This window comes from Sphingomonas sp. Leaf30 (assembly GCF_001422525.1).
GTDB lineage: Bacteria > Pseudomonadota > Alphaproteobacteria > Sphingomonadales > Sphingomonadaceae > Sphingomonas > Sphingomonas aerolata.
This window is the reverse complement of record NZ_LMKZ01000002.1, coordinates 567809-578280: the sequence shown is the minus strand read 5'-3', so window position 1 is coordinate 578280 and position 10472 is coordinate 567809. Positions and strand designations below refer to the sequence as shown.

General features: G+C 63.0%; 8 protein-coding genes. 5 read left to right on the top strand and 3 right to left on the bottom strand.

Annotated elements, in window-relative coordinates; translation table 11 throughout:
* Nucleotides 1-38 precede the first annotated feature (38 nt).
* Nucleotides 39-467, bottom strand: a complete 429-nt coding sequence (locus tag ASE89_RS20305) for a Crp/Fnr family transcriptional regulator (RefSeq protein ID WP_156363375.1) — start codon at nucleotides 465-467, stop codon at nucleotides 39-41.
* A 666-nt stretch (nucleotides 468-1133) separates the two neighbouring features.
* Here ASE89_RS20305 and ASE89_RS09220 point away from each other — a divergent pair.
* The 3 genes from ASE89_RS09220 to ASE89_RS09210 all read left to right on the top strand — a co-directional run bounded on the left by ASE89_RS09220 (nucleotide 1134) and on the right by ASE89_RS09210 (nucleotide 3282).
* Nucleotides 1134-1877: a LytTR family transcriptional regulator DNA-binding domain-containing protein gene (locus tag ASE89_RS09220; protein ID WP_168427605.1), complete on the top strand. Its 744-nt coding sequence runs from the start codon at nucleotides 1134-1136 to the stop codon at nucleotides 1875-1877.
* A 107-nt stretch (nucleotides 1878-1984) separates the two neighbouring features.
* On the top strand, nucleotides 1985-2482 hold the full coding sequence (locus tag ASE89_RS09215) for a DUF2306 domain-containing protein (protein WP_056676340.1): 498 nt from the start codon (nucleotides 1985-1987) through the stop codon (nucleotides 2480-2482).
* Nucleotides 2483-2532: 50 nt separating this feature from the next.
* Complete coding sequence (locus ASE89_RS09210) at nucleotides 2533-3282, top strand: hypothetical protein (protein WP_192003204.1); 750 nt, start codon at nucleotides 2533-2535, stop codon at nucleotides 3280-3282.
* Between the two features lie 227 nt (nucleotides 3283-3509).
* On the opposite strand, the gene ASE89_RS09205 is transcribed toward ASE89_RS09210, so the two are convergent.
* Nucleotides 3510-5918 (bottom strand): TonB-dependent receptor, encoded by a 2409-nt coding sequence (locus ASE89_RS09205; RefSeq protein ID WP_056676336.1) that lies wholly within the window; start codon nucleotides 5916-5918, stop codon nucleotides 3510-3512.
* 615 nt (nucleotides 5919-6533) lie between these two features.
* On the opposite strand from ASE89_RS09205, the gene ASE89_RS09200 reads away from it, so the two are divergent.
* Nucleotides 6534-7100 carry a hypothetical protein gene (locus tag ASE89_RS09200; protein WP_056676335.1) on the top strand — a complete coding sequence of 189 codons (567 nt, stop codon included), beginning with the start codon at nucleotides 6534-6536 and terminating at the stop codon, nucleotides 7098-7100.
* A gap of 179 nt (nucleotides 7101-7279) precedes the next feature.
* On the opposite strand, the gene ASE89_RS09195 is transcribed toward ASE89_RS09200, so the two are convergent.
* The gene (locus tag ASE89_RS09195) at nucleotides 7280-8050 is read right to left on the bottom strand and encodes an SGNH/GDSL hydrolase family protein (RefSeq protein WP_236701687.1); all 771 of its coding nucleotides are present in this window, start codon (nucleotides 8048-8050) and stop codon (nucleotides 7280-7282) included.
* 206 nt (nucleotides 8051-8256) lie between these two features.
* On the opposite strand from ASE89_RS09195, the gene ASE89_RS09190 reads away from it, so the two are divergent.
* Nucleotides 8257-10467: a hypothetical protein gene (locus ASE89_RS09190; RefSeq protein ID WP_056676545.1), complete on the top strand. Its 2211-nt coding sequence runs from the start codon at nucleotides 8257-8259 to the stop codon at nucleotides 10465-10467.
* Nucleotides 10468-10472: the final 5 nt, after the last annotated feature.

The following is a 10472-nucleotide window of genomic DNA, read 5'->3' as shown; positions in this document are numbered from 1 at the left end:
TCTCTGCCGTCGCGCTCGCGGCCACCGTCATCTTCTGGCTATGACCAATGAGTCCTGACCCTAACCGAAGATTCGACCAGGGCCTTCACCATGAATGCTCGAGCAACTGCTGGGCGTCCTTGCGCCAGTTCGCGAAGTAGTTCGCTGTGGACTACGGCTGTTTCGCAATCCGTTAAAGCTCGAATATCGTGATCGGCAGCAGCCAGAAACAGGTTGGGTAGGTCCAGAGCGTCTCCGGGTATGGCGAGTGAGACGATCTGCCTCGCATTGAAGCAAGCCAACTTTTGGCAATATGCCAAGCCATCGATCAGTACCGAAAAGGTACTTGAAGCAGTTCCCTCACGAGCGATATAGCCGCCGGCTGGTATCCTTTTCTCCGACACCGGAAGTGAAAGAATGCCCTCCCGGTCGAGCTCTTCCAAGGGGGACAACATCCCCAAATGCTCGACGAAAACTGATAACGTCACGAATTCCCCTGTCCAACGCACGCACGATTCCAGGAGGAATCAGTACGGCCGTTAAATCTCAACAGGGCTGCGTTTAACGGATAATATCCTTTTTAGCGAGTGGCTTAGGAGTATTTTATAGCCGCCCTGGCGAAATGCATATGGCACAAATTGCCGTTTTTAACGGCACACCCAATGGATTAGCTTAGCTCTCGCAAGGGTCTGCCATGGCTACCGATGGTCCGAAAATCGGACGGTCTGTATTCTTTTCCTTCACGACATCCATGTCGGACGATTGTTCGCTAAGCTCAGTCAGCGCGGGGATGAACGAACGTCTGAAGCTGGGGAACGGGGAAGGGTTTGTCCGTGTGTAGGTTTGGATCGCACACGCAATTCCTATAGTCGATTTCAGGATATACCAGGGCTTTCCCGTCCCGTTCGAAGGTTCCGTTGATCAGTTTGGGGAAACAGCAACTTGGCAGGAATTTTGGGGAACCCGTTACCGGAACCCGTTACCGGAATCCGCTTACCGGACACTGGACCCGCCTGCTTAACCGGCGTCGTGGCGAGGCCATCGACGTAAGTGATTGGGGCGCCTAAACGGCCGTCATAGACCATTCGGGGTACAGGTTTATGGTGACAGGGTCCGCCAGGATACGATTTGCGACCATCGCGGCGCCGGGCGGGATGCCACCGGTGATCTGGTTAGGGATCACAATCATTCTCACGATCGTCGACGCCTTTGGCGTCTCTACGGCGTTCGGATCTGTACTCGCGCTCGCTTTTTGGGGCGCACTGGTCGGCTTAAACATGCTCGGCTGGTCCGCTTGGCGACGATCACTGCCGGGGAAGCGTGAGGGCGCAGGCCGCATGGCGCTGGGAGCCTTCGTCCTCAACTTGTTGCTCGCGATCGAGGTGCCGCTGCTCTATCGCCTGATGGGGCAGGGCGACGCCACAGTCGATTGGAAACCCTTCGCCTATGGTCTGCTGGTGACGGGTTTCGTCACGGTCCTGCTCCGCGCCACGCGAGTGCGGCACACGCCGGCCGGGCAGGACGACGACGTGTCCGACACTGCTGGCGCGCCAGCGATACCGACCACGAGTTTCGGCATCCTCGCCCGCGCCGGCATTGATCCGGCCGACCTCCTCTCGGTTCGCGCCGAAGATCATTACTGCCGCCTCGCGGTGCGCGGTGGGGGGACGGTGTTGGTGCACTATCGTTTCCGTGATGCAGTCGGCGACCTCGCCAACGTTCAGGGTGCACAGGTCCATCGCGGGGCCTGGGTCGCGGATTTCGCCGTCACGGGCAGTGAGCGCACCGGGCGACGCTGGTCGCTTCACCTCGCCGACGGGTCACGCGTGCCGGTCAGCGAGACAAGCGTCTCGCTGTGTCGAGCGCGTGGCTGGCTGGACCGCGGCGAACTCGCGTAACGCCAAACCGGTTTCGCGAAATCTGTGCCTATCCGGCGCAATCACACCTTACCGAACCGCGATCCGCCGACCATCACCGATCCTGTATCGGGGATAGGGAACGGACGATGGGTGGGATATCGGCAATCGGCGCGGCGCATGTCGCGATGGGAAGCGTAGCGCTTGTCAGCGGCGCCGTCGTGTTGATGCTGCCCAAGGGGACACGGCGGCACAGACGTGTTGGCAGGATCTATGCCGCCGCGATCCTCGCAATCAACGGCACCGCTTTGTCGATGTACGACCTCACCGGGACGCCCAACGTCTTTCACGTCATCGCGCTCGTCAATCTCGCGACGTTGGCGATGGGACTGCTGGCGCTACGCCGTTGGCGCCGGACGCGCGAGCCCGGTGATCTTGTCACTCACCAGCGACGGATGGCAATGAACTATGTCGGCCTGTGGATGGCCTTCGTCACCGAACTGCTGGTCAATCCAATGCTGGGCGTCAGCCGGATCAGCGACCCGCGGAGTCACTGGCCCCTGATGATCGCACTAAACCTCGCGCTGTTCGGCGTTGGTGGCTGGCTGGTACGGACGCGCCTAATCGCTCCGACGGTGCGGGCATGACGCCGCGGTCGTCTACCGATCCGCGCGCGCCACTCGCAGACGTCGTCGCATTGGCGGCGCTGGCGTGGGTCGCGGCGGCCTCGCTACACGAGGGGATGGGCCACGGCCTCGCCTGCACCGCGATGGGGGGCGATCCAACGAACTGGAGCACCTTCCACTTCGGCTGCAACCAAGAAGCCATGCCGCTGTGGGGCAGGCGGATCGTCGCAGGAGCGGGAACCGCGGTCAACGTCACCCTCGCCGCGCTTGGCTGGCTCGTCTGGCGAGGAAGCGGCTCGCTGAGGGGGCGGCTCGCTGGTTGGATCGTGTTCGCACTAAACGGATTGACCACCTTCGGCTATCTCGTCTTCTCCGCAGTCTTCGGCATCGGTGATTGGAACGGGCGCGGAGTGATGGCGGGGGTGACCGATCCTGTTCTCACGCGTGTTGCGCTCGCGGTCGTCGGCATCGCCGGTTACTATGCCGTCGTCCGCCTCGCTGCGGGAATGCTGTCGCGCGTGCTCAACGGTGAAGGTGTGGCGGCGCAGGCACGGCGGTGTGCGGTCATTGTGTGGATGACGACAGGGGTGATCTCGCTGACTGCGGCGCTGGCAGCGGGTAGTGATTGGCGGTCTACGATCGGCGCGTCGATTGGGGTCGCACTCGGCGGTAATGCCGGCCTGTTGAGCATGGGGCGGTTCGTTAAGCCAACGGCTGCCGCATCGGCGACCACACTTTCGCCAAGTTGGCTGCTGCGCGTGGCTGCTATCGTCGGGACGGTAGCGTTTGTTGCGATCCTCGGGCCGGGGATTGCCTTGTAACGCAACGGACTAGGGGCTTCGCTAAGCAGTCAGGGCACTGCCTGCGGCACTACCTCGCCTAGGACATGAATGAGTGTCTGAAGTTGAGAAGCGGGGAAGGGCACTCGAATGGCGGCGTATGGGTCATTAGATCGCGTCTGCTTGACGACGCCCCGGGATTAACTGGTAGCGCCAAGACCGGTTTAGGCGGCATTCAGCGACGTGATGGCTTCGTATGTCCTTCCAGATCACAATCTCGTTCGCAACGTCACACCGTATGTTGCCGGATCGCCGGGCGTGTAGGTCACTGCGCCTGTGTTCGCGGCTGAACGCGTAAGCGCGTAATGTGTATCGAACACGTTTCGTCCCCACGCCTGGATGTCGAACAGTCCGTCATGGGTGCGCAGACCGATACGAAAATTGGTCAGATCGTAAGCAGCGACACGCGAATAGGAGGAGAGGTTCGCAGTCGTGTAGAATGACGAGCGGTAGCTGTGGTCGCCACCGGCATAGAGTTCGACGTCACGTCCTGCGAACCGGCCGACACCGCCGTGCGCCTCGCCACCGGCGGACCCCGACCATTTGCTGACGCCGGGCAGGCGCGCACCGCTCAGGTCGCACAGCACCTGGCCGGTGGTTTCGATCGGGCAGGGGGAGTTCGGGTAGGAGACGTATCGCGCATCGTCATAGGTGCCCGATGCATATAGCGACAGCCAGCGGGCAGGCGTGGCACGGGTGTCGACTTCGATACCGCGAGACCGGATCGCACCGACATTGGTGAAGAAGCTGGCACCGTTGCGCTCGACGTCGACGATCGTCGACTGGTAATTGCGGTCGTCGGTCCAGAATGCTGCCAGATTGGCAATCAGATGCCCATTCGCCCAACTCGTCTTCAGGCCGATCTCATAACTGTCGATGGTCTCGGGTCGGATGACCGGATCGGCGGCAAGCGCGCCGACGACGTTGATGTTGGCAAGGTTCAGCCCGCCGAACTTGTGCCCGCGCGCGTAGGTCGCATAGCTCAGGGCGTCCGGCGTTATCTTGTAGGCCAAGGTCGCCTGCCCTGAAACGCGGCCGGCGCTCGTATGCGCGGTGTAGCTGTTGGCGACGCCGTAGCGCGCCCGGATCGCCTGCGCCGCCACCTGTTGCGCGGCGGTCAGCGTCGAGAGATCCGTCCCGCTCGCGGTCTGATCGAAATAGCCGCTTTTGTCTTCATACGTGTATCGCAGCCCGCCGGTCAGATCGAGCGACGGCGTGATATGCCAGATGCCCTGGGCAAACGCGGCGTAGCTGTTCGTAACCGGACTGGAATCGCTGACATAGGTGTAATTGTTGAGCGCGGCGGCACCGACGACCCGGTCCACCGTCGGAGCGAGGAACCAGTCGGCCGCGCGCGTTCCATAGGCATTGACCGCGTTCGCCTTGATCTCCTGCCACAAATAATACACCCCGGCGACGTAATCGACCCTCCGCTCGCCCTCGGAGGCGATGCGAAGCTCTTGGCTGAACTGCTGCTGTTCGTTGCTCTGATGGAAGTCGCGACCGGCGTCGAGCGAGGTGCTGTCGCCGTCATTATGCGGATACCAATGCCAGTAGCGCCACGCGGTCACCGAGGTCAGCGTGTTACCCGGCAGGCTTAAGTCCGCGATTGCCGATACGCCGCCCTGGTTCATTTTATACCGCGGGTCGGCATCGACATCGACCACGCGTTCGGTGGTGCTGAAGGGGGCGGGCGTATAGCCGAGCCGGGTCGCGCGATCGGTGTAGTTGTTGGCGAAGTTCGTGCCGTTGTCATAGCTCCGGACGACCCGCTCGAGCACGGCGGCTGCAGTCGTCGCATGCTGGCGCCCGTAGTCGCCGATCACGCTCAGCTTGAAGGCGTCGGTCGGTTTGAACAGCAGCTGCCCGCGCAGGCCGAGATCGTGATAATCCTGCGTCCTGCTGCCGTCGAACCGGTTGTGGTTGAAACCGTCGCGTTCGGTCTTGCTGAACGACAGCCGTGCGGCGAGCGTATCGCCGGCCAGCGGGCCACTGAGATAGGCGTGAACCTGGCGGAAATCGTAATTGCCGAGTGTCACATCGCCGCCCGCTTCCGGGGTGAAGCTCGGCGCGCGGGTCGAGATCACGACCGCGCCTGCCGACGTGTTCTTGCCGAATAGCGTTCCCTGCGGACCGCGGAGCACTTCGATCCGGTCGACGTCGACCAGATCGAACACCGTCTGACCGGGGCGCGCAAGATAGACCTGGTCCAGATACACCCCGACCGCGGGCTCGAGTCCATCATTATAGACTGATACGTTGTTGCCGAGCCCACGGATGTTGATGCTGGTGTTGCGCGGGTTGGTGGTGGTCACGACGAGGCTGGGTGTCAGTTGCTGGAGGTCGCGCAGATTATAGGTTCGGGTCGCCTCCAATTGCGCGCCGCCGAATGCGTTGACCGCGACCGGTACGTCCTGGCTGCGCTCCTCGCGACGACGTGCGGTAATGAGGATCTCGACGGATTGGCCGGGATCGTCGGTGGCCGCACCCGGGCTCGGTGTTGCGCGGGGCGTTGTGCGGGGCGGTGCGTCGTCGGCTGTCGCCGGGGCGGCGATCGCGGGAGTGGCAACCATCGCCACGCAAAGCGCGATCCAGGATAAATTCGTGTGCGTCGTCATGATGCGTCCCCGATCGTGGCCGGGTGCCGGGCTCGCTTGCGTCCGTACCGGTCCAGCGAGGGCGCGGCTTATGGACCCGACAACAGACACGCCTGATCGGAATTGATCAACGAGGCGCTAAATCCGATCTATAAAATATCCTTGCGAGTTAGCTAAGCTGCGAGTTCGTTAAGTATCTATAGGCCAATGCTTTTCAATCAACGATATCCCGGTTTAGCGTCCTTAGTCCGTAAGGCAGTCAGAAAAGTAGAAGGCCTAAAAGTGACCAATTTTTGCTTTTACCGCCGTAAGACGAGCGCATTTAAACCGGACATTGCCGACGCAAGAAGCGCGAGATAGATTCTAGCCATGTGGACATTGTTCCCTTGAAATATTGCGGCTCTGGGCATCCAGGCTTTCCGCTGCGGGCCTTCCGGGTGCGCTTCGGATTACCGGACCAGTCGGTAAGCTCTCCCGCCGTATGAGGCGGAACGGGGGCGGCTGGGGGGCAACTGACTCAAAGGATATAGATTGTTGGTGCGAGTTTCCTAACTTAAGTCTACGAAAGCTACCATCAACGGCGTTCCGTTGGCTGAGAGACGCTGGAGTGCTCCCGCTTATCTGGGGGAGTGACCAATGTTCCGTTTCGATCTGCAGCCTGCGATACCGCTTCTGACGGTCACCCAGAAAGGCGTTTGGACAGCCGCGACGGTGGCGACGTTTGAGCCGGCATTTCGGCAAGAGCTGAAACGGCTTCTGGTCTCGGGGCGGCCGACATCGCTGATTGTCGAAATCAGAGCCACGGTGCCCAGGGATCTTCTTGTCACCGAGGCGCTGCGCGCAATGGTTGCGCGACTTGGACATCTCAACGCGGACAGAACCGCCGTGGTGTCGTCGTTGGGATTTGCAGATCTGCAAGCCGGGCGCATTTCCGACCCAAATACACGGATTTTTACGTCGATCGTCCAGGCAAGGGACTGGGTGACGAACAAACCCGCGGAAAACCCAGGTATGACGTCCGGCAACGAGCCGAGCGATGCTAGCCCAAAAGGGTCTGTCGTCCATGTACGCGGTCCTGCAGACGTGGACTTTGTGCTTACCCCGGCCGCCGCGCTCGAAACGGCTAGGCGTATCAGCGATGCAGCGGTGGAAGTGCTTCTCGAAACCGCGAGCGCGACGGCTCAGCGCGTCATTCCGATGTGAGCAGTTCCAAAGCCCGGACGCTTGATTTGGTGCCAGCACTGGAGTGGCGCTGAGGATGGAAAGCCTCTGCATCGCATCATTGTTTGATCATGACACGCGCACTTGGCGCCACCGGCCTGAGGGGCGCCACGGTGAACCTCAGGCCGGGTTGTGTGCGCTGGGACCGGAAATTTCGAATGTCACCTGCCGAGCGCTTTGGCGATCGCCGCGGTCGCGAGGGGGCGCATGACGGCATAGCCCTGCGGGGTCGGGTGGACGCCGTCGGTTGCGTAGCCGGGCTTCATCGCCCCCGCCGGCGTCGAGAGTGCGGCGTGATAATCGACATAGGTAAAGCCATTGGCTTTGGCATAGCCGCGCAGCCAGTCATTGAGCGCGGCGATCTGCGGGACCGGGCGTTTGTCGGGGCTCCAGGGAAAGGCGGCGGCGGGGGGAACCGAGGCGAGGATCACCTTGATCCCGTGCGCGCGCGCGAGTTCGGCCATGCTCCGGATATTGCCTTCGACCGTCTCGATCGTCGCGGCGCCCGTGTTGCCGGCGATGTCGTTGGTCCCGGCCATGATGTGGACTGCCCGCGGTTTGAGCGCGATGACATCGCTGCGAAACCGGACGAGCATCTGCGGGGTCGTCTGTCCGCTGATCCCGCGATCGACCACGCCGTTCGAGAACAATGCGGCGTCGGCATGGACCCAGTTGTCGGTGATTGAATCGCCCATGAACACGACGCGGACCGTCTTGCCGGAGAGTGTGCGATTATCCGCCGCGTAACGGCACAACTGTCCAAAATCGCGGGTCAACATATGCCGTTTCCACGTTGCCCAGCCGGCTGCATCGGCCGGTGCCGGATGTTGCGGGCAGGGGTCGGCGACGATACCCACCGGATCGCTGGCATAGGGCGTGTCTGCGTCACTCGTCTGCGCGGCGACGGTGATTGGCAACACAACAAGTATCATTGGCAAGAGCCAGTGTTTCATCGCCATGCAGTGGATCCTTTCCAGTGTCCTGCGGCGCCCTCGACAGGCGCGATTATATAATTACCGCAATTTATCATACAAACCTTGTTACCGCTATCGGATCAGGCAATACAGCGGCGCTACGCGACCGGAGCTTATCGGTTGCGAGGCTAGAGGGGACGGGACTGGTGGGGAAGAGGGTGGTCTTGACGAGCGCGATCGCGTTGCTCGCCCTGTCGGCGCATCCCCGTCCCGCAGCGTCGCACGCCGAGGTTTCTCCGGCTCGCGCGCCCTATGCGTGGCGCAACGTCCGGGTCGGTGGCGGCGGCTTCGCGCCCGGCATCATCTTCAGCACTGTCGAGCGTGGGCTCGCCTATCTGCGTACCGACATGGGCGGCGCCTATCGCTGGGACGCGGTCCGGCGTGCGTGGCTGCCCTTGCAGGACGGCAATGCCGTCAGCAGCTATATGGGGATCGAGAGCATCGCTGCAGATCCGGTCGATGCGGATGTCGTCTATCTCGCGGCGGGCATGTCGGCGCGGGGCGAAGCGGCGATCTGGCGATCGGACGACCGTGGCGCGCGGTGGCGGATCACGCCGGTACCGTTTGCGATGGGCGGCAACGAGGATGGCCGCGGCCTTGGCGAACGGCTTGCGATCGACCCGCATCGCCCGGCGACGCTGATGTTCGGGTCACGCCATGACGGGCTGTGGCGCAGCGACGATTCGGGTGCGCATTGGCGAAAGGTCGACAGCTTTCCGGTCGCGGGGCTCGGCAAACCGGTACAGTCCCGCGCAACGCATGGCGGGCTGAGTTTCGTCTTGTTCGATCGCGCGCATCGCGGGCGGATCTTCGTCGGCCGGGCGGACTCGGGCGCGCATCTCTTCCGGTCCGATGACGGTGGTGGGTCGTGGCGCACCGTGTCCGGAGGGCCGGATGACAGCATGTGCGCGGTGAAGGCCGTGCTCGGCGCGGACGGCGTCCTGACGATGACGTTTTCCGACGCGATCGGGCCGAACGGGATCACGCGAGGCGGTGTCTGGCGATATGATCCCGCGACCAATGTCTGGACCGACGTGACCCCCGACAGGCGCCCGGATGCACCGCCGGGGGGCTATATGGGCGTGGCGGTGTCGGCGCAGGATCCGCGCGTCATCGCCGTCAGTACCGTCAATCGCTATCGCCCCGTCGACACCGTGTGGCGATCGAGCGACGCTGGCGCACATTGGGACCAGCTCTACCAGCGCAGCACGCGGGATGTGACACAGACTCCGTTCCTCGCGTTCGACGGCCCGGCGGATTTCGGGCACTGGATCGCTGGGCTTGCGATCGATCCGTTCGACCCGGGCCACGCCGCCTATGTGACCGGCGCGACGCTGTACGAGACACGCGCTTTCGACCAACACGGTGCCATGCCGTGGAAGCCCTGGACACGGGGTATCGAGCAGACCGCGATCATCACGCTGATCAGCCCGACGGGGGGCGCACCGTTGATCTCGGGGTTCGGCGATATTGCGGGGTTTCGCCACGACGATCTGACGGTTTCACCGCCCAACAGCCACCGTAATCCCTATCTGACCAACACGAACACGCTCGATTATGCAGGACTGGCGCCGGCGGTGGTCGTCCGCAGTGGCAGCAGCCATAGTCGCGAGGTCTCTGGCGCCAGTCTGGCTTGGTCGCAGGATGGGGCCCGGAGCTGGCGACCGCTCGTCACGCCGGGCAGGGGCGCGTCCGAACGGACCGGCGATGCGCCGATCATCGTGTCGGCAGACGGTGCGGCGTTTATCGTCGAGACCGAACAGCCAGTCCTGACCCGCGATCGCGGGCAGACCTGGGTCCGGATCCAAGGTCTTCCGGCGAGGCTGCGGCCGGTCGCCGACAAGGTCGACCCATCCCGGTTCTACGTCGTCGACACGCTGAACAACCGCGTGTTGCGCAGCACGGACGGCGGCGCGCATTTCATGCCCGTCGCCGCACAGGGCCTCCCCGCTGACCTTTCGAGCGCGCAGGGCCGCAACCGGGAGGCGCAGAGCCCGCTGCTCGCGACGCCGGGCACTGCGGGCCTGCTGTGGCTCAATCTCGGCGGCGACCTGTATCGCTCGGTCGACGGCGGCGTGCACTGGGTGCGGGTCGGGGCAGGGTTGCACGTCGCGCAATTCGGTCTGGGCAAGGCGGCACCCGGCGCCCGCTGGCCGGCGCTCTACGCGATCGGCCAGCAGGCCGGACAGGATGGAGTGTGGCGATCGATCGACGGCGCGACGACGTGGCAGCGGATCAACGACGACCGGCATCAGTGGGGACTGCGCTTCCGCGTGATCAGCGGCGATCCGCGGATATTTGGCCGCGTCTATATCGGCACCGACGGCCGCGGCGTCGTCTATGGCGATCCGGTCGCCCGGAACAAGAAGAGCTGAGGGGA

What these genes read in the sequence shown, in the direction of transcription:
- ASE89_RS09205 (WP_056676336.1), bottom strand. Translation starts at nt 5,918, where the DNA reads ATGACGACGCACACGAATTTATCCTGGATCGCGCTTTGCGTGGCGATG.
- ASE89_RS09200 (WP_056676335.1), top strand. Translation starts at nt 6,534, where the DNA reads ATGTTCCGTTTCGATCTGCAGCCTGCGATACCGCTTCTGACGGTCACC.
- ASE89_RS09195 (WP_236701687.1), bottom strand. Translation starts at nt 8,050, where the DNA reads ATGATACTTGTTGTGTTGCCAATCACCGTCGCCGCGCAGACGAGTGAC.
- ASE89_RS09215 (WP_056676340.1), top strand. Translation starts at nt 1,985, where the DNA reads ATGGGTGGGATATCGGCAATCGGCGCGGCGCATGTCGCGATGGGAAGC.
- ASE89_RS09220 (WP_168427605.1), top strand. Translation starts at nt 1,134, where the DNA reads ATGCCACCGGTGATCTGGTTAGGGATCACAATCATTCTCACGATCGTC.